24 protein-coding genes and 1 pseudogene (1 of these 25 cut by a window edge) are annotated in these 25,742 nt (G+C 55.7%); 20 read left to right on the top strand and 5 right to left on the bottom strand.

Features of this window, described 5'->3' with window-relative positions:
* The 3 genes from Q2B33_RS08985 to Q2B33_RS08975 all read left to right on the top strand — a co-directional run.
* Positions 1-201, top strand: a 201-nt coding sequence (locus tag Q2B33_RS08985) for a hypothetical protein (RefSeq protein WP_300819570.1), incomplete at its 5' end; no start/stop codon positions are given.
* Between the two features lie 162 nt (positions 202-363).
* Complete coding sequence (locus Q2B33_RS08980; RefSeq protein WP_300913958.1) at positions 364-912, top strand: hypothetical protein; 549 nt, start codon at positions 364-366, stop codon at positions 910-912.
* Positions 913-992: 80 nt separating this feature from the next.
* Positions 993-1,373: a hypothetical protein gene (locus Q2B33_RS08975; RefSeq protein WP_300564905.1), complete on the top strand. Its 381-nt coding sequence runs from the start codon at positions 993-995 to the stop codon at positions 1,371-1,373.
* Between the two features lie 4 nt (positions 1,374-1,377).
* Here the strand turns inward: Q2B33_RS08975 and Q2B33_RS08970 are convergent, their stop codons facing one another.
* The gene (locus Q2B33_RS08970; RefSeq protein ID WP_296478512.1) at positions 1,378-1,656 is read right to left on the bottom strand and encodes a helix-turn-helix transcriptional regulator; all 279 of its coding nucleotides are present in this window, start codon (positions 1,654-1,656) and stop codon (positions 1,378-1,380) included.
* 214 nt (positions 1,657-1,870) lie between these two features.
* Here Q2B33_RS08970 and Q2B33_RS08965 point away from each other — a divergent pair, with 214 nt between their 5' ends.
* The 8 genes from Q2B33_RS08965 to Q2B33_RS08930 all read left to right on the top strand — a co-directional run bounded on the left by Q2B33_RS08965 (position 1,871) and on the right by Q2B33_RS08930 (position 13,201).
* Positions 1,871-2,722, top strand: a complete 852-nt coding sequence (locus tag Q2B33_RS08965; protein ID WP_300564903.1) for a hypothetical protein — start codon at positions 1,871-1,873, stop codon at positions 2,720-2,722.
* A gap of 32 nt (positions 2,723-2,754) precedes the next feature.
* Positions 2,755-5,679: a sigma-70 family RNA polymerase sigma factor gene (locus Q2B33_RS08960; RefSeq protein ID WP_300564901.1), complete on the top strand. Its 2,925-nt coding sequence runs from the start codon at positions 2,755-2,757 to the stop codon at positions 5,677-5,679.
* Positions 5,680-5,935: 256 nt separating this feature from the next.
* Positions 5,936-7,402, top strand: a complete 1,467-nt coding sequence (locus Q2B33_RS08955) for a flotillin family protein (protein WP_300564974.1) — start codon at positions 5,936-5,938, stop codon at positions 7,400-7,402.
* Between the two features lie 218 nt (positions 7,403-7,620).
* Positions 7,621-8,088: an RNA polymerase sigma factor gene (locus Q2B33_RS08950; protein ID WP_300564899.1), complete on the top strand. Its 468-nt coding sequence runs from the start codon at positions 7,621-7,623 to the stop codon at positions 8,086-8,088.
* Positions 8,089-8,136: 48 nt separating this feature from the next.
* On the top strand, positions 8,137-9,147 hold the full coding sequence (locus Q2B33_RS08945; RefSeq protein ID WP_300564897.1) for a hypothetical protein: 1,011 nt from the start codon (positions 8,137-8,139) through the stop codon (positions 9,145-9,147).
* Positions 9,148-9,383: 236 nt separating this feature from the next.
* Entirely contained in the window at positions 9,384-10,187 is an 804-nt protein-coding gene (locus Q2B33_RS08940; protein WP_300564895.1) for a hypothetical protein, read from the top strand.
* Between the two features lie 215 nt (positions 10,188-10,402).
* Positions 10,403-12,823: an ABC transporter substrate-binding protein gene (locus tag Q2B33_RS08935; RefSeq protein WP_300564893.1), complete on the top strand. Its 2,421-nt coding sequence runs from the start codon at positions 10,403-10,405 to the stop codon at positions 12,821-12,823.
* Positions 12,824-13,009: 186 nt separating this feature from the next.
* Positions 13,010-13,201: a hypothetical protein gene (locus tag Q2B33_RS08930; RefSeq protein WP_300564891.1), complete on the top strand. Its 192-nt coding sequence runs from the start codon at positions 13,010-13,012 to the stop codon at positions 13,199-13,201.
* Positions 13,202-13,370: 169 nt separating this feature from the next.
* On the opposite strand, the gene Q2B33_RS08925 is transcribed toward Q2B33_RS08930, so the two are convergent.
* The 3 genes from Q2B33_RS08925 to Q2B33_RS08915 form a co-directional block, all read right to left on the bottom strand.
* Positions 13,371-14,219, bottom strand: a complete 849-nt coding sequence (locus Q2B33_RS08925; RefSeq protein ID WP_300564889.1) for an HAD family hydrolase — start codon at positions 14,217-14,219, stop codon at positions 13,371-13,373.
* A gap of 99 nt (positions 14,220-14,318) precedes the next feature.
* Positions 14,319-14,969, bottom strand: coding sequence for a helix-turn-helix transcriptional regulator (locus Q2B33_RS08920; protein WP_300564887.1), 651 nt, complete (start codon positions 14,967-14,969; stop codon positions 14,319-14,321).
* Positions 14,970-15,037: 68 nt separating this feature from the next.
* Positions 15,038-15,217, bottom strand: coding sequence for a hypothetical protein (locus tag Q2B33_RS08915; protein ID WP_300898316.1), 180 nt, complete (start codon positions 15,215-15,217; stop codon positions 15,038-15,040).
* Positions 15,218-15,431: 214 nt separating this feature from the next.
* On the opposite strand from Q2B33_RS08915, the gene Q2B33_RS08910 reads away from it, so the two are divergent.
* From Q2B33_RS08910 to Q2B33_RS08870, 9 genes are all read left to right on the top strand, one after another.
* Complete coding sequence (locus Q2B33_RS08910) at positions 15,432-15,686, top strand: hypothetical protein (RefSeq protein ID WP_300564883.1); 255 nt, start codon at positions 15,432-15,434, stop codon at positions 15,684-15,686.
* Complete coding sequence (locus Q2B33_RS08905) at positions 15,683-16,036, top strand: MFS transporter (RefSeq protein WP_300564881.1); 354 nt, start codon at positions 15,683-15,685, stop codon at positions 16,034-16,036. Before Q2B33_RS08910 ends, Q2B33_RS08905 begins: the two co-directional genes overlap by 4 nt.
* A gap of 122 nt (positions 16,037-16,158) precedes the next feature.
* Positions 16,159-16,398, top strand: coding sequence for a TM2 domain-containing protein (locus Q2B33_RS08900; RefSeq protein WP_330687583.1), 240 nt, complete (start codon positions 16,159-16,161; stop codon positions 16,396-16,398).
* Positions 16,399-16,621: 223 nt separating this feature from the next.
* Positions 16,622-17,071: a hypothetical protein gene (locus tag Q2B33_RS08895; protein ID WP_300564879.1), complete on the top strand. Its 450-nt coding sequence runs from the start codon at positions 16,622-16,624 to the stop codon at positions 17,069-17,071.
* Positions 17,072-17,080: 9 nt separating this feature from the next.
* On the top strand, positions 17,081-17,290 hold the full coding sequence (locus Q2B33_RS08890; protein WP_300663323.1) for a hypothetical protein: 210 nt from the start codon (positions 17,081-17,083) through the stop codon (positions 17,288-17,290).
* Between the two features lie 55 nt (positions 17,291-17,345).
* A complete protein-coding gene (locus tag Q2B33_RS08885; protein ID WP_300564874.1) occupies positions 17,346-19,613 on the top strand; it encodes a glycoside hydrolase family 2 protein in 2,268 nt (755 codons plus the stop codon).
* A gap of 199 nt (positions 19,614-19,812) precedes the next feature.
* Positions 19,813-21,588 carry a glycoside hydrolase family 3 protein gene (locus tag Q2B33_RS08880; RefSeq protein WP_300564872.1) on the top strand — a complete coding sequence of 592 codons (1,776 nt, stop codon included), beginning with the start codon at positions 19,813-19,815 and terminating at the stop codon, positions 21,586-21,588.
* A 224-nt stretch (positions 21,589-21,812) separates the two neighbouring features.
* Positions 21,813-22,922 (top strand): mannonate dehydratase, encoded by a 1,110-nt coding sequence (uxuA, locus tag Q2B33_RS08875; protein ID WP_330688339.1) that lies wholly within the window; start codon positions 21,813-21,815, stop codon positions 22,920-22,922.
* Positions 22,923-23,440: 518 nt separating this feature from the next.
* Positions 23,441-25,024 (top strand): mannitol dehydrogenase family protein, encoded by a 1,584-nt coding sequence (locus tag Q2B33_RS08870; protein WP_300564868.1) that lies wholly within the window; start codon positions 23,441-23,443, stop codon positions 25,022-25,024.
* A gap of 514 nt (positions 25,025-25,538) precedes the next feature.
* Here the strand turns inward: Q2B33_RS08870 and Q2B33_RS08865 are convergent.
* Positions 25,539-25,742: pseudogene (locus Q2B33_RS08865) on the bottom strand (ABC transporter ATP-binding protein) (it continues 441 nt past the right edge of the window).

Here is a 25,742-nt window from a genome sequence, read left to right as displayed (position 1 = left end):
GTCAGCGTTATGCAGTCTGGTTTCACGGCAAGTGAAATTGTTAAGCAGTATAAATGGGTCTCCAGAAGGCTGACCAGCATTCTGGAGACCGGTATACCGTCCACCCTGACGGCGGAGGCTGGCAAAGAGGGCGCCCAAGCCGCCAGTGCAGGTGCAGTCTGGAGATTCTGTTTAGACATCACATCGAATTTCTTGACATAGGATCAGGAATCTAAAAGAATGATTCCTGGTTCTTCTTTTTTGCTGATTTTAGAACTTTTTGTGAAACCTTTCGAAGCTTCCCATGCTCCCTTATACAAAGAAAAGGAACAAGTTCATTTCAGGAGGGAGAGATTCTTTGTGGATGGAAGAAGATTATCAGGGATGCTCCATGAAATTCTGCAGTCCGGGTTTTTTACGGAAAGCTGCAGCTTTACAGGACAACAGCTAAGGGCAGGGGACCACCGGTCCTGCCTTTTGCAGAGCATGATGCTCCTTGACACCAGATATCTGCCAGGCTTTGCGCTGAGCGGTTTTTCGGAGGATTCCGTATCGGAGTATGCGCGGAGCATACGGGAGGTTTACAGCGATAAACAGAGCAACATGCTCAGATCCGTAATCCAATACCTGACGGATGCCTTTCCGGAGAGGAACCGGCATCTGAAAAAAATCAGCATTCCTATTGTGGCCTACCTTGCGGATATGGCAATGGATGCGGGGATAGAGCCCCTGTCCTTCAGGCAGTGGTGGGAATTTTTTACCCAGGAGGATCCCCTGTTTGAGGCCTATAGGCCATTCTGCGGCAGCGGCTCCGGGGAGCGGGAAAAATCTACGGGAGGCTGGCAGTCATGGCAAAAAGCTTTGCCGCTTACCACAGAATCGAGAGCCCATAAGAAATTTTATAAAAAACCTGAAAAATTTGAATTTAGGTGAAACCTTTTTGAGAAAGGGATGCTCCCTTATATAACAGGATGAAAAACCTGAAAAAACGAACAGAGAAAAGGAGAAAAATCATGTTACTATTTATGAAAAGCGACATCGGGACAGTGAGGCAGAGGATAAGGAAACCGGCAATCACAGCAGGCCTGTTCTTCGGGGTGCTGCTGCTGGATGTGATATTCAGGCAGCACAGGTTGGGATATTTCCTGACCCACGAGCTCCTGGGCTCCATCGTGACAAGCTTCATGATAGGCGGCCTCTGGTATGGGAAAAGGGTCATGGCAGAGGTCGGGAGAGCGCCCATCGATGAAGAGACAGGCGAAGAGCTGCATCCCGGCGGCTTCAATGGGACCGCGATGCGGCTAGCGGTGGCGATGCTCGTGGGGGCTACGGTGGGAGCCGTGTTTTTCGCTATCGATACGATAAGGCTGATATGCGGCATGGTGAAAAAATAGGGGGTCAGGTTTCATTTTTCCGAATCTTTTTCCGGAGATTGCTGATTTCCGCTTTCCGCTGGTTTACGGATGCCGATTCGTCTTCCGTTGCATGGAACCGCAGGATGCCCTCTACCCCGCAGTCCAGGATCAGGCACAATTCGTTCAGAGTGTTGGAGCTTATAGGTTCTCCGTGCCCCATCCTCCGCAGGGTATTGCTGCTCATCCCCCAATGGTAGATAAGCTGGTACTTGGTGATGCCGCGCTTTTCCATGGTAGACCATAGTGGCTCATAAGAAATCATTTCCATAGACCTCCGGGTGCAGTGAAATTTTACAGATTCATTTTAGTATCAATATAAAATGTTGCCAATTCATTACATATTACACATGCTATTTATTGCTTATATATTCACTTGCGCCGTATGGCAAGGCGCGCTATAATCTATAGGGGAGTAGAATTGAGAATTCCTAGTAGGAATCACAAGAAAAACAAGAGGAAGAGGAGAGAAAAACGACATGAAAAACACAGGAAACAGAAAAGGATTCAAAGGCTTCGCCGCAGCACTTGCGGCAGTGCTGCTGGCGGCATCCCTGTCGCACACGGCGCTGGCAGACGGGGACTTTTCCGGAGATATCACCGTCAAAAACGTGGTCGCCGGGTATGAATACAAGGTCTATGAGGTGCTCGACTGCATTGCGGCAGGCGGCGAGACCTCGGTATATATGGCCACGGAGGAGTGGAAGGACTTCCTGGAGACAAATGAGAACGCCATCGCCATGCTGACGCCCACGGAATATGAGAGCGGCATGACGGATGCGGACAGCAAGGTCTATACCGTCAATATGGAGTCGGACAAGGCGGCCAGAAAAGCCTTTGCGGCGGACGCGCTCCAATATGCCCAGGAGAACGGGATAGAGCCCACAGAGACCAGGACGGCACAGGACGGGGAGCGGGATGTGGCCTTCCTGGGGCTGAATCTTGGCATCCATGTTGTGGATACGGCAGGCCGGGCGCGGGTAGTCGTCATGTGGGACATGGGCTGGGAATCGGAGATAACGGAAAGCTACGAGCCGGAGGCGGATACCGGCACGGAGACGGCAGCCGCCGGCACAGAATCGACTGCGGAGAACAGTGCGGAATCAGCCGAGAAAGCGATGATACAGGCAGCGGCCGGTGAGGCTCCGGAGGAAAGCGGTGCCACTGAAGATGGGGCAGATGCAGAAAAGGAAAGCATGGAAAGCACAGAGCCGGAAAGCGCGGAGGAGGCTGCGGAAGAAAACAGCAGCGCCCCTGTCGTCATCATCATGGCGGCGGTGGCCGTGCTGGCAGTGGCAGCAGGAATCGTTTATATGAAGAGAAAGAGATGAGAACCTAAACTACTTATGAGGGAGCGGATTTTATGGAACCGACAATGAAATTGAAACAGGCAGTGCAAAGCTACAGAGAAGGAAACAAACAGGCCTTTACCATGCTCTATGAGGAATCCAGCAAATATGTCTACACCTGTATCTATAAAGTCATGGGAGGCAATGACAATGTCCAGGATACGGTCTGCGACATCATGCAGGACACCTATGTGGAAATCAGCAAAAAAATAGGCCAGCTGGGCGATGAGGCCAGCTTCCTCTCCTGGGCGGGGACCATCGCCACCAGGAAATGCTACGCATGGCTGAAGAAGAACAAGAAGTACGTGCTCCTGAACGAGGAGGACGACACCTTTACGAACCTTGCGGACGAGGACGACATCATCCCGGAAGGAATCATGCAGGACAGGGAAAAACAGCGCATGGTCAGGGAGATCATAGACACCCAGCTTACCCAGATGCAGAAGCTCTGCATCATCGCGTATTACTACAACGAACAGAAGCAGTCGGAAATCGCAAAGGAACTGGGCATCCCGGAGAACACGGTGAAGACCAACCTGTCCAGGGCAAGGGCGAAGATTAAGGACGGCGTGCTGGATCTGGAGAAGAGGCAGGGCACAAAGCTCTACAGCGTGGCGCCTGTGCTGCTGATGCTTTTCCAGGAGGACGTCTCCGCCTGTGCCGTGCCCGTGTCCGTCGCGGCAGCCGTGCAGGGCTCTGTGGCTGCGGCCGGGAAAATGGGGATGAAGCATCTGCTTGGGAAAATGGCGGAAGCGTCCGCAAAGGCAAAGGTGACCGCGGGAGCCATAGGGGCAGGAGCGGTGATTGCCGCGGGCACCGCCGCCTATGTGGCCATGCAGGACAGGGGGGAACCATGGGAGGAAGAGTTCCGGAATTATCTGCTTAGAAGCGACAGGGCAGCAGGATTCGACTTAAATGATTTTGAGGAGGACGGGATACCGGAGCTGATTGTGCTGAACCAGGACGGGTCCATGTCGATACGCTACAGCGATGCGTATGAGGAGCCCGCCGCCTTTGAGCTTGATGCCGTGGAAGAAATGGATTTTCCCGGCTCCCATGTGAAAAATGTCTATCACTACGGTTATGACGTGAACGTGGACCGTATATTGAGGCTGTGCGGGACGGTTGTCACCACTGAGAGCGGGAAAGAGGGCTATAACCATGGATTTACCTCTACAGAGTTCCAAAATGGAGAGTGCGAAACCAAGGAGGCGATTGCCTGCGTCTTTGAGGCGGATACCAACCCAATCAGCTGGAGCTATGACCGTATAGGATTGGAAGGGGAAGTAAAAATCCCCCAGCTGTTCGCGGATGGCTACACCCATGAAGCATATCAGAGATTCAATGTGATAGAGTACACGGACATCACAAAGCGGGACATTGATGAGAGGTTCCGGGAGTTCAGGGAAAACGGCAATCGGGAAAGGGCATGGAACGATGACAGTGCCGAAGTCATGGAGAACTTAAACATGATGCAGGAGCCGGGGGCTCTGGAGGAGAGGATGGATGACCCGGCCATTGTGGAGATATACAATCAGATGTCCTATGATGATGCTGTGGAATTCCTGAAATCCCAAAAATCTTTAGGGTCCCCGGAATCCCAAGAGCCGGAAGCGTCCCCAAAGCCGCAGGAAACATCGACAGTGGAAACAGAGATTGCTTTGTCGGAGGAGGAGCAGGAAAGCCTGCAGGTGATGACCAGCGTATTCACGTTGAACAGTTACCTCTTTACAGATGATATGTACGGGAATTCCTACCCTGTCAGCGACCTGGAAGCGGCTATGAGGCTGATTGACATGATGGGGTGCTTCGCACAGACAGATGATTCCTATCTGCGCCGTCTGCCCGCAATGGAAGTGGAGCCGCAGACGCTCAAAAAGTATTTTGAGATAGAAGACATGAAGTCCTATCTGAAGAATGTGTTCGGCATAGAGGATGCGGATTTGTCTGCGTATTATGAAGGGGATAAGATTGTATTGAGCATGGTAGGCGAGCCGATTTCCCATGATGAGAATGTGATTGACACTGCGGTACAGATGTCAGAGGGGGTTTACGGAATATCCGGTACCTATTTCTTATCGGAGGCTTCTGACGACTTTGAGGCGGGGTTTCCGTATACCATTACTGTGGCAAAAAACGATGCCAGCCTCTTTGGGTTCCAGATGATTTCTATGGAGTTCGGAGAGGATGTAGTGGAGAATCAGTCGGGACAGGCATCAGGGGACGGCTCGCTCAGCGATATCCTGCTGAACTCATCGGGAAACAGTGCCTATTATCCTCAGGGGGTGGAATACGGCAGACAGTATTTTGCACTGCTGGATATCGACCAGGATGGGGAAGATGAGATTCTGCTCGGAACCACCGACACCTTTGACTATTACGAAAAACCCATCTGGATTACCATATTCAATGTCCTGAAATACGACAGGGGCACAGGGGAGACATGGGATTTTGACGGAGATAACGTATACCAGCCCCTGGACGCGAATTCCTGGCATTACTACGACACTGGCATCTTGCTTACAATGGCGGAGGTGGGAAGTGGGCATACCTACGCGTGGAACCTGCTGACAGGGGAATTTACGGATACAGAGGCAGTGAATCCCGATTATAAAACCCTCACTTCCGGAACCGAAATCCCTATCGTCTGGTATGAGGTGAATCAGGGAAATTTGCAGGCAATGATAACGGGCGGAACTATGGAGGCAGTAGATGTCCCCACGCCATACGGAACCTATTCCACCAACAGGGGCGAGGAACTGGAATTCTCCGATAACGGCACCGTGAGGGTGTCAGAAGGGGGTTCCCATAAGGATTGTGCATTCACCATTGACGGGGAAGGGAATCTGGTGATTGACCCTGACGGCGAGGCGCTGGAGGGAACCTACAACGCTCAGACCGATATCATATGGATTGACAACTTGAAGTTCAGGAGATGAAGCCTGAAAAAAGAGCGGAGGGATAGGATAATGATAAGCCGCTTTGATATTACGTCTAGCCAAACGTGCACTTTCCGCCCTGGTAAAGCTGCCTATCGTACCCGATTGCGCCTTGCAAATCAAAAGCCTGGACTATATAATGGTTACAAGGATTGAAAAACAGTCCTGCGCATCTTGAAGAACAGATTTCTGGAGAGGAGAGGTAGGTATGATGAAAGCTGTATTGGACATGTCGGTTCTCGGTGTCGCTGCGGGCATGGGTTCCGGAGGATTCCCCATTTTGGCGGTGATCCTGGGCGTGGTTGTGGTACTGTTGGTCCTGATCTTCCTGACAGGGTATGTGAAAGCGCCCCCGGACACGGCCATGATCATCTCCGGGCTGCGCAAGAACCCCAAGGTGCTCATCGGAAAGGCGGGGATCAAGATTCCCTTCCTGGAGAGAAAGGACGAGCTGAACCTCCAGCTGATCCCCATCGACGTGAAGACCTCCAATGCCGTCCCCACGGCGGACTACATAAACATCAACGTGGACGCCACCGTGAACGTGAAGATCAGCGACAACGAGGAACGCCTGAAGCTGGCGGCCCAGAACTTCCTGAACAAGAACGCGGAGTACATCGGCCGTGTGGCCAGGGAAGTGCTGGAGGGCAATGTGCGTGAGATCGTGGGCAAGATGGCCCTGGAGGAGATGGTCTCCGACCGGCAGAAATTCGCCACCCTGGTGAAGGAGAACGCGGAGCCCGACCTGGCGGCCATGGGGCTGGACATCATCAGCTTCAACGTCCAGAACTTCGTGGACGGCAACGGGGTCATCGAGAACTTGGGCGTGGACAACATCGTCAAAATCCAGAAGAACGCGGCCATCTCCCGGGCGGAGAGCGAGAAGGAAATCGCCAAGGCCCAGGCCAACGCCAAGCGGGAGTCCAACGAGGCGGAGGTCAACGCCGCCACGGAGATTGCCAAGAAGCAGAACGACCTGGCCATCCGCAAGGCCGAGCTGAAGCGGGAGGCGGACATCAAGCAGGCGGAGGCCGACGCCGCCTACCGCATCCAGGAGGAGGAACAGAGAAAGACCGTTGAGATCACCACGGCCAACGCCAACATTGCAAAGCAGGAGAAGGAAATCCAGCTCAAGCAGAAGGAAGCGGAGGTCATGGAGCAATCCCTGGACGCCCAGGTGAAGAAAAAGGCGGAGGCCGACAGATTCGCCAAGCAGCAGCAGGCGGACGCGGTGCTCTATGAGCGCCAGCGGGAGGCGGAAGCCAAAAAGTTCGAGACCGAGAAGGAGGCCGAGGCCATGAAGGCCCAGGCCGAGGCAAAGCGCTACACCATGGAGCAGGAGGCCGACGGTATCCGCACCAAGGGCCTGGCTGAGGCTGAGGCCATCCGCGCAAAGGCCGTGGCCGAAGCGGAGGGCATCGAGAAAAAGGCGGAAGCCATGGCGAAGATGGGCGAGGCCGCCGTGCTGGAAATGTACTTCAAGGCATTGCCCGAGGTAGTGAAGAACGCCGCGGAGCCCCTGGCAAGCGTGGACAGGATCACCATGTACGGCGACGGCAATTCCACCAAGCTCATGAAGGATGTCATGGGAACCGTGGTGCAGGTGACGGATGGCCTGAAGGAGTCCACAGGCGTGGATCTCCAGGCAGTGCTGTCGGGATTCCTGGCAGGAAAGGCCGCGCTGGCAAATGGAACGAAAGCGGAAGGAGAGCCAAAGGCCTGAATTTAAAGCTTTACACTATCTTTCCCTGAAAGCGATTCTCCAGGTAGCCGGAGTCAATATGACGGACATCGACAAGATAAAAGAGTGAACGGCCACGATTCAATGGCGGTTATAAAAAGGTGTGAAGCATGGAGCGAGTGCTTTGCACCTTTTTCTGTGAGACAAACGTTACCTTTTCCCTGAATCATACGTGTTATAGGCAAGGAGGTGGGAGATACATGGACATCGGCAACGACATAAGGCAGGCAGTCACAAAATACAGCGACATGCTCTATAGGATATGCATCGTCATACTCTGCAACGAGCAGGATGTCCAGGATGCCATCCAGGATACGTTCTGCCGGTATCTGGAGAAAGCGCCGGATTTTCATGACGAGGAGCATGAGAAGGCCTGGCTGATCCGGGTGGCCACCAATATCTGCCGGGACATGGTGCGGTTCCAGCTCCGGCACCCTAAGGTCTGCATCGATGACCTGGAGAACTGTCTGGCCGCGCCGGAGCACAGGGAGACGCTGCGGGAGCTCCTGGAGCTGCCCGTGAAGCAGAAGATTGTCATATACCTGCATTATGTAGAGGGATACCAGATAAAGGAAATAGCGGAAATCCTGGGCATCACGGAGGGCGCGGTGAAGATGCGGCTGTGCCGGGCCAGGGAACAGATGCGGCTGACCTGGGGGTCTGGCTGAAAGCCATGCCCGCGCCGGAAAGGGCAGGAGTTCAGGAAAGGAGGACAGATGAGCGGAATCAGGGTAAAGGAGACCATGGAACAGATTCACATTCCAGAGGAAATGCAGGAGCGGATCATCCGGAATCTCCAGGAACGGATGCAGGGGGAGACTTCTATAGAAGATATAGAAGAGAGGCCCCGCATGGAAACAGGATATCAAAGGCTTTCCGCGCAGAGGAGGCACCTTGTGAAAAGCGGGAGAAGCAGGACACGGGAGGGGAGCGGAAACAGTCCTCGAAGAGACAGATCCTTCCGGACGAAAAAGGCGGCGATAGCCGCATCCATCGTACTGGCAGCAGGCATCGCGGCCATCCCGGCGCAGGCCATCGTGCGCAGCTTCGTGATGGCGCGGATGGAAGCGCTTCCAAAGGAGGAGGTGAAGGACATCGCGGATCTGCTGCAGGCACAGCGGGTGGAAGCGGACAGCTTTTCCAGGGATTTTTCAGACAGCGAGGACAGCCGCATGACAGAGCTTTGGCGGCTCTACAGGGTCGGCAGATTCCCGGAGGGGACGATTCGTCTGGTGGAGCGGGAAGAGGAGATGCCGGAGGGGGTTTTCTGCTATGTCTTCGAGACGGGATATTTCAATCTGCCCCAGCGGGAGATGACAGATGAGGAGCTTCTGCAGATCATTGATTTCAACATGCTCAGGAACTATGTCCTCTCCCAGACCCCGGCAGGCCAGGAGGCGCGCAGGGAGCAGTTGACCAGGCAGGATCGGCTGAGGCGCCGGGTGGCGGACGAGGGCGGCATCAGTCAGGAGGAGGCCGAGGCAATAGCGGCGGCGAAGATGGAGTCCCAACCGGGCCTGGCGGCTGGGGGAACGAAGTACAGCTACGTGTATCTGGAGGATATATCGAAGGAGGACTACGCCCATAAGTCGGATGTGGCATACATCGTCGTATTACAGTCTGCGGAGGGAGGCGCCCCTTACGTCTGTAGGATCGACTCCGCGGACGGGAGCGTCCTGGAGGCGGGAGAGAACCTGCCCTATGCTAGGCATGTCCTGGATCAATGAAGTGTGCACGGAATGAAGATTTTCTAAGGCTGTAAAGTACACAGCCTAAGAAAATCTAAATCATTCCGGGAAGAATGCCCAAAGTGCATGGGCATTCTTCCAAGCGCGTCCTTTGCGCTTTGCTTGCACCGATTATTCTTGACAACAGAACTGCGTTATGTTGTACTTGACATGTGCCGCGAAGCGGCATGTTCGAAAGTGGGCAAAAAGTGCGTGAAGGAAGGAGGGCGATGGACATGGGACGGAAGATGGTTGTTTCGATAGGGGCAGTAGCTGCTTTGGCTGTCTTTTTCTGCGTAGGCTGGTGGTTGGGGCGTTCCACAGAAAGAGGGGAAGTGATGACATCAGAAAGCGGCGATTCCAAGCAGACGGCATGGGAAAGCAGCGATTCTAAGCAGATGGAATCGGAAGGCAGCAGTTACGGCCAGACGGAACCGGAAAGCGGCGATTCCGGGCAAACGGCACCAGAAAGCGGCGGTTCTGCCCCGGACGGGCTTTTGAAGGCTGTGCTTCTGGGAGAGGCCCGGTTTCTGCATTGCTCCGAGGGGAAGACGGAAGCTATGGACATTTCAGGGATACCGGCTCTCTTTGACGGGGCTGACCCTTTGATGAAGATTTTCGATTTTGCCGTAGTGGATTTGGATGGGGATGGGAAAGAGGAAGTGGTTCTTTTTGTGACCGGTGCAGCCGGTGACATGGGAGGAAAGGTGATTCTCTATCAAGCGGACAGTGAGGTATATGGCTGCAGCACTGACAATAGAACATTGGTGGATCTGAAAAAGGATGGCACCTATAGCTATTCAGACCCCACAGGGATGGCCGAGGCGGGAATTGCCGCTTTCTCCGGTTTTTCCAGGGACGGGTACACTGTGGACAAAAAAGCTTCCGCAACCGGAACCTATGAGGGCTGGGATTCTTTTGCCGTAGAAGGCCAGCCTGCCACGGAGAAGGAATACATGGATATGGTTTCCCGGCAGGAGGAAAAGCAGGATGCGGAGTGGCATGAATTTTGCGAAGAAGCTATTGATGCAGTGTTTTGATGCCATGCGTTTATCCAAAAGAGGGTATGATTCCCCACGCCTTGCTGCAGGGAGCTTCATTTGCAGTATGGAATGCTAAGTGCAGGAGAGGCTGTGGACGGAGCAGAAGCAGCAATGAGTGGCTGGCGGAGGCGGATATCTGGGTCTGAAAAGGAAAGTCGGACTGCAAAAGGGGAGATAAGAGGATAAGAAGACACGCAGGAGGTGTAAAACAGATGAAGAAGTGGAACAGAATATGCCTGCTCATGATAGGTGCCGTCCTGTCGCTGACGGCATGCCAGAAGAAGGCTGACGGCGCTGACGGCAGTGATGGCAGCGGCCTGGGGGAAGGCGGCGTGAATGCCAGTGAGGCCGTGGCCGCCCAGCCGGAAAAGGAATGGACTTATGTGCCGGAATTCCTCACAGTGGCGGATGACAGAGCCAGCTATGGGGACATGCAGTTGGTTGGGGATACGGTCTGCTACATTTCCATGGTGGGAGAAGCCCAGGGAGAGCCGCAGAAAATGTGCCGGTATTCCCTGACCCGCAGAGAGCTGACACAGGTCTCCTTCCAATGGCCTCTGGAGGAGGAAAACCTGGAGATATGCTCCTTTGCTTTCAATCCGGATCACAGCGTGTGGCTGATCGTCAATGCCTATTCCGCCGACTACAGCCAGCTTAACCGCTATCTGTGCAGATTCGATCCGGAAGGGAACAACATGTCTTTCCAGGACATCACCCAGGAGATGGGGAGAGACAGCTCGGTGGGGGACATGGCCGTTGACGGGCAGGGCCGGATCTATGTCTTTACCAGCGAATACGCCGAGGGAGAGGCGGCGGGAATCTGGCTGTATACGGGGGAAGGGCGTTATCAGGCAAAAGTTCCTTTCGGCACTTCGGAAACCGTCCGGGTCATAGGGACGGTGGACAGGTCGGAGGAGAGCTTATGCGTCTGCGTCAGCAAGGGGGAGAATCCGGAACATTGTGCCATGCTGGAGGTGGATTTTGAGGGAAAAAGGCTCATAGAGGTGGACGCAGAATTTCCGAATATCAACGGGTTATGTGAGATAAGGCAGTCCCCGGCGGATTCGGCAGACGGGGCTTTCGGCAGCCAAAACTCGTTTGGAGGAGGCGATTCTGCCGAATCGAACAGGGCTCCCGATAAAGAAGCGACGGGAGAATACAATCTTCTTCTGTACGATGACAAGTATGTCTATGGATATGATTTTCCTGCAGAGGGCAAGAAATCCAGGCAGTCCCCGGAGGAGCTGTTCGCCTGGACGGACAGCGACATCAACGGGTATTTCGTGGAGGATTTCAGCATCCTGGAGGACGGCAGATATTACGTTACTGTGGAGGATTGGACAAATGAAGACAGATGTATAGCATTGCTGCGCAGGACAAGGACGGAGGATGTGGTCCCATGCAAAAACCTGGTTCTGGCCGCCGTGGACGGGGACAGCGCCCTGGCCGCCCTGGCCGTGAGGTTCAACAGGAGCCAGGAGCGATATCGCATCGATGTGCAGGATTACGGTTCCCTGACGGATCTATATAACGCCATATTGACCGGGGAGGCCATGGACCTCATCGATTTGTCCGGGGTCGATGTGGAAAGCCTCATGCGGCAGGGGGTTTTTGAGGATTTACGCCCCTTTCTGGAGCAGTCGGAATCCCTTGCCCCTGACGACTTCGTGGAGGGGATACTGGACACCTACACCATTGATGGCACGCTGGTGGGCATTCCGGATAGCTTTATACTGCGGACTGTGGCGGGAGACAGGACGCTTCTGGGAGACGATGCCGGCCTGACCCTGGAGAGATTGCTGGAAATCGCCCAGAGCAATCCCGAAGCGCTGCCCATCGGGGAAGTCACGAAGAACGAGATGATGCAGTATCTCATGATGTTCAATCAGGATGCCTTTATCGACTGGGAGACAGGGGAGTGCCGCTTCGACTCCCCGCAGTTTCAGGCTGTGATGGAATTCGTGAACCGATTCCCGGATTCGCTGGAAAATCTTCCGGGGGAGGATTCCCTCCCGAGAAAAATCCATGACGGCCGGGTCCTGTTTGCCATAGCAGAGATACGGAGACCGGGGAATATCCAGCGCTATGAGGGGATGTTCGGGGAGACAGCCGCCTGCGTGGGCTTCCCTACCGCGGACGGCAGCGGCGGGACGCTGCTTTATGCGGGAAACGCTTTCGGAATCACGGCCACGTCACAGTATAAGGAAGGGGCGTGGAAATTCATAGAAAGCGTCCTGGATCCCAAAGAAGCGGAGCAGATGGAGCCGGAGGAGCTGGTCTACAGCATACGTTGGGAGCTGAACGGACTTCCGTCCGTGAAAAAGATCATGGATAGGATGAATGAATACTATCTGGAAGACGACCGCGAATGGGCAGAGAAAGGGAGGGATTTCGGATTCCTGACCTATGAGGACGGTTGGGTCATCGAATTCCATGCCCTGACCCAGGAGGAAATCGACACTGTGCTGGAGCTGGTAAAGGACGCAAAGCCTTTCTATTCTGCGGAAGAGGATGATGTAGTCAAAATCATCGGCGAGGAGGCCCCAGCCTATTACAGGGGCCAGAAGAGCCTGGAGGACGTGGCGGAAATCATCCAGAACCGTGTCCAGCTCTATGTGAACGAGCGCCGATGAGGGATAAGGCGCTGGAAGACCTGGCAGGAAAGGCCGCTTTTGCGAAAGGAAGGAAAACGGAGCAAAGCGGGGGGAGAGCGGGGGGAGAACCGAAATGCTTGAATTTGACGCTTTACACTTCGGGGAAGGGCTGTTATAATTTTAAGCAGATACACGCAGTCGGCACTTTAGAAAGTGGGTGATTATGTGTCAAATGATCTTAAAAGTATAAAAGCTGCCATTGACGATTTTAAAAAAATTCAAAAGTACATGATAATCGCAAAAAAAGAAAATGCTACTGAGACATATGCAGAATTGAAGGATGAATATCTTTCCCTGAAAGCGATTCTCCAGGTAGCCGGAGTCAATATGACGGACATCGACAAGATAAAAGAGTGAATGGCCACGATTCAATGGCGGTTATAAAAAGGGGCTGTCGGGGAGCATAGCCATTTCCCGACACCCCTTTTTCCGTAAATACGGCCACATGCTCTACAGGATATGCACCGTCATGCACCGCAGCGAATTTCCCGTGGGATGTCGCTTGCGCCAGAACCGGCAGCCCTGCTCAACCGCCCAGATTGTTCAGAAAGGCGGCGTTCTTTTTCTCTTGGTATTCCCCGCCGTAGGTGCTGTCCACCAGCCGGGCCAGCGCTGTTTCCGTGAACTCCGCCCAGCTCTCTTTCTCATGCCTTACCAAAATGGGATAGTAGAACACGCCGTTCTTCTTCGCCGCGTCCTGATCCCCCGGCGCGTCGCCGCACATGAGCACATGATCCGCAGCATAGCCTTTCTTCAAAAGCTCCCCGATGCAGAAGGCCTTTGAACCCGCGTCCTGGGCCAGCACGATGTCCGTGTGCTCCAAAAGCCCGTACAGCTTCCACTCGTCCAGCACTGCCCCCAGGTTGGCGCTGGACACGATGGCCACGTCCGCATGCTGCTGGGCATAGGAAAGGGCTTCCTTTACGCCCTGGAAGGGAGGCTTTTCGGACTCTGGCAGGGCTTTGATGGAGGCGTTCACCGCCAGACTCCAGCTTAAGGCCTTGGGCAGGATGACGCTATCCGGCTTTTCCGCAATGGCCCGCTTCACCGCATCGTTGGACAGCTCCGGGCTGTCGGCGGCCCATTGCGTCAGCGTGTCCAGGTCATCTATTTTCGTATATTTCTCATCGATTTCCCGAAGTGCTTTTGCCAGCCCCCGGAAGCGGTTGATGCCCCGGGTCATGGTGTACAGGTTGATTTCGTTCCACCGGGTGAGGATTTCCTCCTGCCACTGTTCCAGTCCCCATTCCGTCACCATACAGGGGCCGAAGCACCTGATGTGCTTCACGTCCATGGTGTCCATGGCGCAGCCGTCGCTGTCCACGCACACCAGGAAATCTTTCTGTTTCCGATAATCTGTGAGATTGCCTGCCATTTTTGTCCCTCCTGTTCAAGGCGATAACTTTACTTCCTATAGTTTAACGCAAATGCGGAAAACATATAGGGAATATCTTTTGTTTTTTCAGGATTTTTTTCATCCCGGCAGGGCGGGGGATTCCTCCTCATGGTTGCGGACAATCTCCAGATGCTGGCTGTGGGCGGCGGAGTCGCGGTAGACCTTTGGCGTGACCCCGGCGGCGCGCTTGAACATGCGGACGAAGTAGTTCAGGTCGGCGATGCCGCACTGCTGGGCGATGGACTTGATCGGAAAGCTGGTGTTCAGCAAAAGGTGCTGGGCGTGGGCGATCCGCTGCTGGTTCACATAGTCCGTCAGGGTCATCCCCGTCTCTTTCCGGAAGAGGGAAGAGAGGTAGCTGGGGGTGACGTTCAGCTTGCCGGCCAGCGCCTTCAGGCCCAGGTCGGCGCTTAAGTCCGTGGTGATGCAGGTGATGACCTTCTGGACGGGCAGGGAATAGCCGTTGGTGCTGTATTTCCTGACCAGGCGGCAGTAGCCCAGGGCCAGTCTGCGCTGGAAGCTCTGGCATTGCTCCACGCTTTCCAGCTCCTCGATCTGCCGGACGCTCTGGTTGGAGAAGCTGTCTATGTGGATTGGATGCACCCCGGCCTGCTCGGCGGCCTTGCGCATCAGGCTGTTGAGGGTGATGGTGAGGTCCTTCCTGTCCCGCAGGGTGTCCGCCAGCCGGGGCGGGATGCCCAGGTTCACCAGCTTCTTCACGCTTTCCATGGCCTGGGTCTCATTGCCGTGGCCGATGGCGGTGAGGACGGCGTTTTCGGCCCGGTAGCGCTCTTCGATTACTGTATGTTCAGGAAAGGTTTCTCCGGAACCCGGGAGATGCCGCCGTAGTGGAAGCGCAGGTTCTCCAGGTCCCCGGCGCTTTTGAAGATTTTGCGGCAATCCGGATTTTCAAAGAGGAACCGGGCGAATACGGACATGATGCTTTCATAGTGGGAGGGGAAGGGGATGGTGGGCACATTCTGATAATGGCTGCGCAGGGGCTCCCTGAGACGGGGGGCATCCGGAGCTGGCCGAACAGGGTCTCGAACCGTTCTCCGTAAACGCGCTCGAACAGGACCGGCCCCACCACCAGGTATTCCGGGGGGACGTCCGGCGCGGCCGTCTCCAGGGGCGGGGTTCATCCCGCTGATTCCTTCGGGAGGGCGCTTCATCGCGTTCATTCTGCTCTACATGGTATACAGAGTGGGCACCTGCCAGTGCGTGGTCACCAAGTCCGCCCAGAGCTGCCTGACCAACGATCCGGAGCTGTGGTGCTACATGCAGCTGGTGATTGGGGCGATTGCGGCGGTGTTCGCGGCATGGGCGATCCTGGGGCTGTGGCGGAAGGACAATGTGAAGTATTTCGGCATCGGCAAAGCGGAGAAGGTCTCTTTCCGGGATTATGCCGACGTGCTGGCCCATAACCCAATATCGTCATTCCCATGACGGCGGACTGCGCGGACTATGTGGTGTACCGCTCCGGCCGCTATGTGCCCGGACTGATGGGGACGCTGTTCTCCTTCGTGGATAAGCTGATCTCCTCCCTGTCCACCACCCTTGTGGCCATGATTTACGCGGCCATAGGCTATACGAGCACCCTGCCCACCCAGGAGGATCCGGATCCCTATACCACGGGAGTCCTGGTATGTACCATAGCCTGTTTCCTGGGCAAGCCTGCCATCGGCTGGATCCTGAACGTGGTGGCCATGAAGTTCTATCCGCTGACCAAGGAAAGGATGGCCGAGATTCAGGGTGAAGTGGCACGCATCAAGGCGCAGGCCCAGAAGAGCGCTTAAGCCGCGTAAGGCCTGCGGGCGTGGCCTTGGACCGGTGGGGATGCCTTTGATATCTTCGTGTGGACTGGGGCTGTCGGAAATGGCAACCAATTTCCCGGCAGCCCCTTTTGTGCTGACGGCGGCTGCCTGGGGAGCGCAGGAGCAGAAGGGTTCCCCACAGGTTCAAGCGGAAGACCTATCTGCTGCTGATGCTGTTCACCGGCTGGTGCGGCGGGCATCGGTGGTACCAGGGCAGGCGCGTCCTGGCGCTGCTGGAGACCCTGTTCTGCTGGACGGGAATCCCTTTGATCCTGCTGGTGACGGATTTTATGGAAGTGTTTCCGGTTCAGGCGGATGAAGAGGGGCATATTACAATGAAGTAGTCAAAAGCGGCTCTGATTCGGATTTGCGTTGCTGTTGGGGCAGTGGACGGGGCTCTATGTTTGGGGATAGGGCAAGGCTTTGGATAGTATTGTAGGCGCCGGAAGCACAAGGCTTTTGGAAGAACCGCATACCTGGCAGAAAGCATTACAAATAAAATAGATAGAATATACTGCTTAACATTCTGGCGTTATGCAGTATGATTTGCGGAAAGGTGGAATCATAATGGCGGTAAAAACATCCGACAATATCAAACGGTATCAGAATCCGGGCGGCCCGGAAATCGGCACAGTGTCCCGGCGCATCATAGAGAGGGACGGGCTGGTCTTTAAGGACATCGACGGCAGCGGCCAGGTGACGGCGGTGAACGACTGGAGGCTGCCGCCGGAAGAGCGGGCTGCGGCCTATGTGAAAGTGCTGTCCGTGAAAGAAAAAATCGCCCAGCTCTTCATTTCGGACTGGCGGATGGGAAAGTATCCCGGGGCCAGTCCCATGAGCCCCAAGAATGAGCATATAATATTTGACGAGTCGGGCATACTGGATGATGGGGAGATTCGCAACAAGACCATTTTCGGGGAACAGTATCTGCCCGGGACCACGGCGCTGATCAAAGAATGGTTCAACCGGCATCTGATCCTGCGGGCGAACCCCAGGCCGGAGGATCTGGCGGACTGACTGAACCAGATGCACGCCGTGGCGGAGGAGTGCGGGCATTTCGTGCCGGTGCAGGTCATGTCCAATTCCCGGAACGAGAACGGGGAAGTGGTCTACGGCATGAACAACGCCTCGGGAGTGTTCGCCACCTGGCCGGGCACCCTGGGAATCGCCGCCGCCGTGAAGGGCACCGGGGACATGAAGATCGTGGACGGCTTCCATGGCGGTTCCCGCCCGTGAGTCTGGAAAAACACCGGGTTTCGGTGACTACGAGTATAAATGCAGGAGGTACAGTATGCGGAATGTAATCAATTTGAACCAGGACTGGCGTTTTGTCCGGGAGGACGCGGGGCTGCCCGCCCAGCTGCCCCGGGACTGGGAGAGGGTGGATCTGCCCCACACCTGGAACGCGGTGGACGGACATGACGGGAACTGCGGGTATTACCGGGGGAAGTGCTGGTATGCCAAAAGCTTCGAGACGCCCAGGCAGCCCCTGGCAGGGGGCAGGGTGTTCGTGGAGGTTCTGGCGGCGGGGCAGCAGGCTTTTGTGTATGTCAACGGCAGGGAAGCGGCTTACCATGAGGGTGGGTATTCGATTTTCCGTGCAGATATTACCGATTTGTGCAAAGAAGACGGAGAGAATCTCCTGGCAGTGGCCTGCAGCAACGAGAACAAGAGCAGCGTGTATCCCCAGGCGGCGGATTTCACCTTCTATGGCGGACTGTACCGGGGCGTGAACCTGATCAGCGTGCCGGAGGCCCATTTTGACCTGGAATATTACGGAGGCCCGGGGCTCCAGGTGACGCCCAGGCCCTGTGAGGACGGCGGGGCTGTGTTCGAGCTGGTCTCTTGGGTGAAGGGGGCGGACGAGAACTTCACCGTGCTGTATTCCGTTCAGAATGAGGACGGGGAGGAGGTGGCCTCCGCGGTGCGGCCTGCGGATCAGACCAAGGTCTCTGTCTATGTGCCGGATGCGGAGAGGTGGAATATCGACGATCCCTGCCTGTACACCGTCACCGCCACATTGCAGCGGCGCAACGAAGCCTACGATGAAATCTCCGTAAGGGCAGGCGTGCGGAGCTTCTCCTGTGACCCGGAGAAGGGATTCTGCATCAACGGCGTCTGGACGCCTCTGCGGGGGGTGAGCCGCCATCAGGACCGGCTGTACCGGGGGAATGCCCTCACCAGGGAGGAGCATTACGAGGATGCCTGGATCATCAAGGAGCTGGGGGCAAACACCATCCGCCTGGCCCATTACCAGCATTCCCAGGATTTCTACGATGCCTGCGACGACCTGGGCTTTGTGGTCTGGGCGGAGATTCCTTTCATCAGCGTGATGAACGCGGATCCCGCGGCCCATGAGAACTGCATCAGCCAGATGAAGGAGCTGATTATCCAGAATTACAACCATCCCTCCATCTGCTTCTGGGGCGTGTCCAATGAAATCCTCATCGGCGGCATCTCAGACCGGCTGGTGGAGAACCATAGGGAGCTGAACGCCCTGTGCAAGGAGCTGGACCCCACCAGGCTGACCACCATCGCCCATGTGTCCATGACGCCCATCGACGGCCCCATGCACGGGCTCACGGACGTGGAGAGCTACAACCATTATTTCGGCTGGTACGGCGGGAAGATGGAGGACAACGGCCCCTGGCTGGACCATTTCCATCAGGCGCACCCGGAAATCTGCCTGGGCCTGTCCGAGTACGGCTGCGAGGGCATCGTCACTTACCACGGCCCCAATCCGGCCTGTAAGGACTACAGCGAGGAATACCAGGCCCTGTACCATGAGCATATGGCAAAGGTGCTGGACGAGCGCCCCTGGATATGGTCAAGCCATGTGTGGAACATGTTCGACTTCGGCTGCGCCGCAAGGAACGAGGGCGGCGTGGCAGGCCGGAACAACAAGGGGCTGGTGACCATGGACCGCAGGACGAAGAAGGACAGCTATTATGTTTACCAGGCTTACTGGAGCCGGGAGCCCATGATTCATCTCTGCGGCAGGCGCTATGCCCAGAGGGCCGGGGAGACCACCCGGATCAAGGTGTATTCCAATCAGCCTTCCGTAACCCTGTACGTGAACGGAAAGGCGGCAGGGGTGCAAAACGGCAGCAAGGTCTTCACCTTTGAGGCCGCCCTGGAGGAGGGGTTCAATAGGATTACCGCCGTGGCGGGGGATTTGAAGGACAGCATGACCCTGGAGAAAGTGGACAAAGAACCGTCCATTTATGTACTGCCTGAAGTCAATGAGCGGGCGGAGGGCGTTGCCAACTGGTTCAAGCTGGCGGGAGACCTTGACCTGAAAGCGCCCATGGAGTTCCCGGAGGGAAGGTACAGCGTCAGGGACACTATGGAGGAGATCTCCAGGAGCCCGGAGGCCATGGAGGTGGTAGCCACAGCGGTGAAGCTGGCCACGAATATGAAGGTCGCGCCCGGCGAGGGGATGTGGGACATGATGAAATCCATTAGCCCCGAGAAGATGTGCAAAATGGCCGGTTCCATGATGCCGGAGGGCTTCGTGGAGAGCCTGAACGCGAAATTGACCCGGATTGAGAAGAAGTGAAGATCTGGAGGGGCCAGGCTGTGTAAGGCGGCCTCGGGAATCAGGGGCGAAAGGCTTTGGGCGGAGTTGGGATATGGAGCCTGGCTTTTTTGGAACAGGCTTGCGGGACGAAGGGATAGGATGAAAAAATAGAAACGCGGAAATGACATTGAATCGAAATGACTTTTAGCCGAAATAACAGAAAGGAGAGGGCGAAATTATGGTCGACATGAAAGCGAAGCCCTTTTATCTGTCCGACGAGGACTGTAAATGGGTGGAGGAAACAATCGCGGGCATGACCCTGGACGAGAAGATCGGGCAGCTTTTCTTCAACATGGGCTCCAGCAGGGACGAGGAATATCTGAAGATGACGGTGGAGAAATACCACATCGGCGGCATCCGCTACAATCCCGCCACGGCTGCCGAGGTGCAGGAACAGAACCGCATCCTCCAGGAGAACAGCAAGATTCCCCTGATCATCGCCTGCAACACGGAGAACGGCGGGGACGGCGCCTGTGTGGACGGCACCGCCATCGGCAGCCAGACCAAGATAGGCGCCACCCGGAATGTGCAGTACGCCTACCACCTGGGCCATATGTCCAACAAAGAAGCCGCGGCGATCGGCTGCAACCTCTCTTTTGCCCCGGTCAGCGACATCCTGTACAACTGGGAGAACCCGGTCATCGGCCTGAGGACATACGGGAACGATGCGGACAGGGTCATGGAGATGACGAAGGCCTACATGGACGGGGCCCATGCCAATCCCGGCTTTTGCTGTGCCGCCAAGCATTTCCCCGGAGACGGGCTGGATTTCCGCGACCAGCATGTGGCCAACAGCGTGAATGATTTCAGCTGTGAGCAGTGGGACGCCACTTTCGGCAAAGTGTACCGGAACCTGATCGACAACGGCCTGGAGGCCATCATGGCGGGGCACATCATGCAGCCCGCTTACACAAGGCATTTCAACCCGGGGATAGCCGACAACGATATCATGCCAGCCACGCTGTCCCCGGAGCTGATAGGCGGCCTGCTCCGCGGGAAGCTGGGCTTCAACGGCATGGTGCTCACGGACGCTTCCCACATGGTGGGCCTGACCTGCCGTATGAAGCGCAAAGACCTGATGCCCGCGGCCATCGCTGCCGGTATCGACATGTTCCTGTTCTTCAATGACATGGACGAGGATTTTGCGGCCATGAAGCAGGGGTATCTGGACGGCAGGATTACCGAGGAGCGCTTAAGCGATGCCCTGCACCGCATCCTGGCGCTGAAGGCCCACATGGGGCTGCACAGGAAGGCGAAGACGGAGTTAGTCCCGCCTAAGTCCCGGCTGGAGGAAATCGTGGGCTGCGCGGAGCACAAGGCCATGCAGAAGGAGATTTCCGACAGGGCCGTCACCCTTGTGAAATACAAGGACAAGGACGTGCTGCCCCTGACCCCTGAGAAATATAGGAAAATCATGATCGTCTACGTGAAGGGGCTGGAAGCGCCGGGGCTTGGCTCGCTGTTGAACAAGAATAAGGTGTCCCCCGCGGATAAGCTGAAGGAAAAGCTGGAGGCGCGGGGCTTCCAGGTGTTCATTTATGAGAGCCCGGTCCAGAAGATGCTGAAGGAAGCGGAAGCCGGCGGAAAGCCCAATCTCAACCTGTATTTTGCCGGGAAGGATACCATAAAGGATTTCGCGGCAAAGCAGGACCTGATCATCACCGTGGTGGACATCGCGGGGGGATTCCAGCCGGTGGCCAGGCCGTCTTTCGGCATGACCAAGGGCGGCGGGGAGATTCCCTGGTACGTGCATGAGCTTCCGGTCATCGTCGTCGGCACCAAGCAGCCTTTCGTGCTGGCGGACATTCCTCAGGCGCGGACTTATATCAATACCTATGACGTGCTGGACAGCACCTTTGACGCGCTGGTGGAGAAGCTGACGACGGGCGCGGAGGCTTTCGTGGGGCAGGATCCGGTGGATTCCTTCTGCGGGGTTTGGGATACCAGGCTGTAAAAAACTAGCCAGGCTGCATGAGAAGTTCATTTGCCCGGAAGAATGCCCAAAGTGATGGGGCATTCTTCCGGGCCTGGGGTGCAAGTGAGTTTGAATTTAGTATATTGGAAATTTGGAATATAATGGTTGCATAAATTGGAAGAAGGTATTAAAATAAGGAAATGTAAGCGCTTACAATATGTGGCGCAAAATAAAAAAGACAGGAGGGGTATCATTTTATGGGAATGCAGATGGGTTTTCGCTGGTACGGCGAAGGCAATGACGACATCAAGCTGAGCGACATCAAGCAGATTCCGGGCGTGACCAGCATCGTGTGGGCGTTGCATGACAAAATGCCCGGCGAGGTCTGGGAAGTGGAGGAGATTGCGCGGGTACAGAAAGCGCTGGAGCCCTATGGGTTCAACATGGACGTGGTGGAGTCGGTGAATGTCCATGACGACATCAAGATCGGCCTGCCCAGCCGGGACGGGTATATCGCCAATTATATCCAGACCATACGGAATCTGTCCAAGTTCGGGGTGAAGGTGATCTGCTATAACTTCATGCCGGTGTTCGACTGGACGCGGACGGATCTGTTCCATCCGGTGGGGGACGGCTCCACGGCGCTGTATTACGAGGCCGGCAAGATTCATGACGACCCCAAGGAGATGGCGGATTATATTTTGAACAATCTGCACGGCCTGACGTTCCCCGGGTGGGAGCCGGAGCGGATGGCGAAACTGGATGAGCTGTTCGAGGCTTACAAGCCTGTGACCAAGGAGAAGCTTTGGGAGAACCTGAAGTATTTCCTGGAGCAGCTGATGCCGGTGTGCCATGAGTGCGATATCAAGATGGCCATCCACATGGACGATCCCCCATGGGATATCTTCGGTCTGCCCAGGCTGCTGGTGGACGCGGCGTCCATTGACAAGTTCCTGGGGATGGTGGACGATCCCTATAATTGCCTTACCCTTTGTTCCGGCAGCCTGAACGCGAATCCGGAGAACAATGTGGCAAGTATCGTCCGCAAGCACTGCGACAGGATCGCGTTCGCCCATATCCGCAATGTGAAGCACTTCGAGAACGGGGATTTCTCCGAGGCCAGCCACAGGGACTGCGACGGGGACACAGGCATCCTGGATATCCTCAAGGCATACCATGACTGCGGGTTCGAGGGCTATATCCGCCCTGACCACGGGCGGCATCTGTGGGATGAAGGCCCCGGAAACGTGCGCCCCGGATACGGCCTGTATGACCGGGCTTTGGGCATTATGTATATGTGGGGCATTTGGGACATGCTGGATAAGCTGGACATGCTGGATAAGCTGGACAAGTGGGATAAGCTGGACAGGTAGGATAAGCTGGACAAGTAGGATAAGCTGGACCTGGAAGAGAGGAATTCCAAGAAGAAAGGCGATCCAAGAAGAAAGGCGATCCAAGAAGAAAGGCAATCCAAGAAGAAAGGCAATCCAAGAAGAAAGGCAATCCTGGAAGAAAGGCAATCTAGGAAACAGGCAATCTAGGAAACAGGGCAATCTAAGAAGAAAGGAAATTCTGGAAACAGGCAAGTTAGAAACAGGCAATCTTGGAAGAAGCGCATTCCGGCTGAAAAACCGGTCAGAACCGGAATCGCTTCGGGGCAGCCCGCATCTTCCGGGACGGCGAAGGGATATTTTCCCTCCGGAATGGAAGGAGCAGCTGCCACAGGCGGTTCCCCGGCAGTCTCCTGGAATTCCGGAAACCAGAATCGTGAATCAGGCCAGAAAGATTCCTGGAAAAGCGGGGGAATCGACGAAAACGCCTTTCGGAAAGCCGCGTGACATGGGGCCTGGAAATTCCGAGAGGATAGCCTGGAGAAAAGGAGTTATCATTTATGAAACTGATGGATATCAAAAACGGAATCGGCCCGGAGTGGGCGGAAAAAGGATATCAGATGCCGCAGTTCGACATCGAAGCAGTGCGCAAGAAGACCCATGAGGAGCCGGTCTGGGTGCACTTTGGGGCGGGGAACCTGTTCCGGGCGTTCCCGGCGGCGATTTTACAGCAGGCGCTGGACTCCGGAAAATATGACAGAGGTGTCATTGTGGCCGAGGGCTTTGACTTTGAAATCATCCACAAGGCCTATGCGCCTTACGACAATTTAAGCCTGTTGGTCTGTCTGCAGTCCGACGGCAATATCCAGAAGAAGGTCATCGCCTCCGTGACGGAGAGCCTGAAGGCGGACGCCCAGTTTGAGGCGGACTGGGCCAGGCTGGCGGAGATTTTCCAAAATCCCAGCCTGCAGATGATCTCCTTCACCATCACGGAGAAGGGCTATGGGGTAGCGCCCGCAGACCTGGAGCGCGGACTGAAGCCCGCGCTGATCATGGGAAAGGTGACATTGCTCCTGTACGAGCGTTTCCTGGCGGGGAAGCTGCCCCTGACCCTCCAGAGCATGGACAACTGCTCCCACAACGGGGACAAGGTGAAAGCCGCCGTCGTCGCCTACGCCGCCAGGTGGGCCCAGGAGGGACTGGTGCCGAAGGAATTCCTGGAGTATGTGCAGGATCCCGCCAAGGTCACCTACCCCTGGAGCATGATCGACAAGATCACCCCCCGCCCGGACGAGAAAGTGCAGAAAATGCTGGCGGAGGACGGATTTGAAGACAATTATACCATCCTCACGGACAAGCGCACCTATACCGCGCCTTTCGTCAACGCGGAGGAGACGGAGTATCTGGTCATCGAAGACAACTACACCAACGGCCGTCCGCCCCTGGAGCTGGGCGGCGTGATGTACGTGGACAGGGAGACCGTGGACAAGGTGGAGCGGATGAAGGTCTGCACCTGCCTGAACCCCCTTCACACGGCCATGTCCATTTACGGATGCCTGCTGGGGTATGACTTGATTTCGGCCGAAATGGCGGACGAGGACATCAGAGGGCTGATTACGAAGCTGGGCCACATCGAGGCCATGCCCGTGGTGGTGGATCCCGGCGTCCTGAAGCCCGGGGACTTCATCGACGCGGTGCTGAACCGCCGTCTGCCCAATCCTTTCATGCCTGACGCGCCCCAGCGCATCGCCACGGACACCAGCCAAAAGCTCCCTATCCGGTTCGGCGAGACCATCAAGGCCTATCAGGCAAAAGGGCTGGACATGGACGACCTGGTGCTGCTGCCGCTGGTGCTGGCGGGATATGCCCGGTATATCCGGGGCATCGACGACCAGGGCAAAGAATTCGAGCCCTCCCCGGATCCGCTGCTGGAGGAGCTGCGGGCAATCGTGGCGCCGCTGGAAGTGAGGGAAGGGGAGCAGGACTTCTCCTGCCTGAAGGAGCTGTTTGGCCGGAAGGACGTGTTCGGCGTGGATCTGTACGCGGCGGGACTGGGCCGGCGCATCGAAGGGATGGCCGCGGAACTGTTCGCAGGCCCCGGGGCGGTGCGCAGGACGCTGCATAAGTACGTGTCCGCGCGCTGACGGCTGATCGCCGGCCCCAGGGTTCTCCGGATTCGCGTTCCTGCTTCCGGAGCAGGGCGTCAGGCAATTCGGCCCCAAAAGTCCCGGGCCGCCTGTGGGCTCCCGTAGGGTTGCGGGAGAGCTGCGGGGCCTGGGAGTTGCTCTGGCTTGCCCGCTCCCGGGGGGTTTGGCGGGGCAGATACGGAAAGATGCCCTTGAACGGAAAGTGGGGATGTTGGGAAACGGCGGTATGCCTACGATATATACTGTGGCGTATTGGAATCACAGCCATATATTGTGGGCAGACGTTATTTCCCGATAGCCCCCTGTTTCATGCCGATTTGACACATTCATTGAGGGGATGCATTATGAGGAGTTTTATTTAGGAAATCCCAAATAAACCGCAATCAGAACAAACACGATTCCGAGTGTAATCAGAATTATAGACCACCCCTTATGCTTTCTACGGGATAATCCGATGACAATAAAAAATATCCCCAGCAGCATTGACGCAATCATTGCGAAAAATCCCATTTTATTTACTCCTTTCAAGTTGAATCACTCTATCATGACGATTGGCTATTTCCAGATCATGAGTGACAGTGATAACAGTAGTGTTAAATTCTTTGTTCATTTTAAAAAGCAAGGATACAATTCTTTCTCTGTTCTCCATATCCAGAGACGCCGTAGGCTCATCAGCTAGAATGATTTGAGGTTTCATAATGATTCCTCTGGCAAG

Origin of the sequence: uncultured Acetatifactor sp. (assembly GCF_948601915.1) — a bacterium.
In the GTDB taxonomy this organism is placed as follows: Bacteria; Bacillota; Clostridia; order Lachnospirales; family Lachnospiraceae; genus Acetatifactor.
The sequence above is the reverse complement of the archived record's forward strand: the minus strand, read 5'-3'. Positions and strand labels throughout refer to the sequence as shown.

Coding starts and splice junctions, on each gene's coding strand:
- Q2B33_RS08980 (WP_300913958.1), top strand. CDS start 364: ATGCTCCATGAAATTCTGCAGTCCGGGTTTTTTACGGAAAGCTGCAGC.
- Q2B33_RS08975 (WP_300564905.1), top strand. CDS start 993: ATGTTACTATTTATGAAAAGCGACATCGGGACAGTGAGGCAGAGGATA.
- Q2B33_RS08970 (WP_296478512.1), bottom strand. CDS start 1,656: ATGATTTCTTATGAGCCACTATGGTCTACCATGGAAAAGCGCGGCATC.
- Q2B33_RS08965 (WP_300564903.1), top strand. CDS start 1,871: ATGAAAAACACAGGAAACAGAAAAGGATTCAAAGGCTTCGCCGCAGCA.
- Q2B33_RS08960 (WP_300564901.1), top strand. CDS start 2,755: ATGGAACCGACAATGAAATTGAAACAGGCAGTGCAAAGCTACAGAGAA.
- Q2B33_RS08955 (WP_300564974.1), top strand. CDS start 5,936: ATGGGTTCCGGAGGATTCCCCATTTTGGCGGTGATCCTGGGCGTGGTT.
- Q2B33_RS08950 (WP_300564899.1), top strand. CDS start 7,621: ATGGACATCGGCAACGACATAAGGCAGGCAGTCACAAAATACAGCGAC.
- Q2B33_RS08945 (WP_300564897.1), top strand. CDS start 8,137: ATGAGCGGAATCAGGGTAAAGGAGACCATGGAACAGATTCACATTCCA.
- Q2B33_RS08940 (WP_300564895.1), top strand. CDS start 9,384: ATGGGACGGAAGATGGTTGTTTCGATAGGGGCAGTAGCTGCTTTGGCT.
- Q2B33_RS08935 (WP_300564893.1), top strand. CDS start 10,403: ATGAAGAAGTGGAACAGAATATGCCTGCTCATGATAGGTGCCGTCCTG.
- Q2B33_RS08925 (WP_300564889.1), bottom strand. CDS start 14,219: ATGGCAGGCAATCTCACAGATTATCGGAAACAGAAAGATTTCCTGGTG.
- Q2B33_RS08920 (WP_300564887.1), bottom strand. CDS start 14,969: ATGGAAAGCGTGAAGAAGCTGGTGAACCTGGGCATCCCGCCCCGGCTG.
- Q2B33_RS08910 (WP_300564883.1), top strand. CDS start 15,432: ATGGTATACAGAGTGGGCACCTGCCAGTGCGTGGTCACCAAGTCCGCC.
- Q2B33_RS08905 (WP_300564881.1), top strand. CDS start 15,683: ATGACGGCGGACTGCGCGGACTATGTGGTGTACCGCTCCGGCCGCTAT.
- Q2B33_RS08895 (WP_300564879.1), top strand. CDS start 16,622: ATGGCGGTAAAAACATCCGACAATATCAAACGGTATCAGAATCCGGGC.
- Q2B33_RS08890 (WP_300663323.1), top strand. CDS start 17,081: ATGCACGCCGTGGCGGAGGAGTGCGGGCATTTCGTGCCGGTGCAGGTC.
- Q2B33_RS08885 (WP_300564874.1), top strand. CDS start 17,346: ATGCGGAATGTAATCAATTTGAACCAGGACTGGCGTTTTGTCCGGGAG.
- Q2B33_RS08880 (WP_300564872.1), top strand. CDS start 19,813: ATGGTCGACATGAAAGCGAAGCCCTTTTATCTGTCCGACGAGGACTGT.
- uxuA (WP_330688339.1), top strand. CDS start 21,813: ATGCAGATGGGTTTTCGCTGGTACGGCGAAGGCAATGACGACATCAAG.
- Q2B33_RS08870 (WP_300564868.1), top strand. CDS start 23,441: ATGAAACTGATGGATATCAAAAACGGAATCGGCCCGGAGTGGGCGGAA.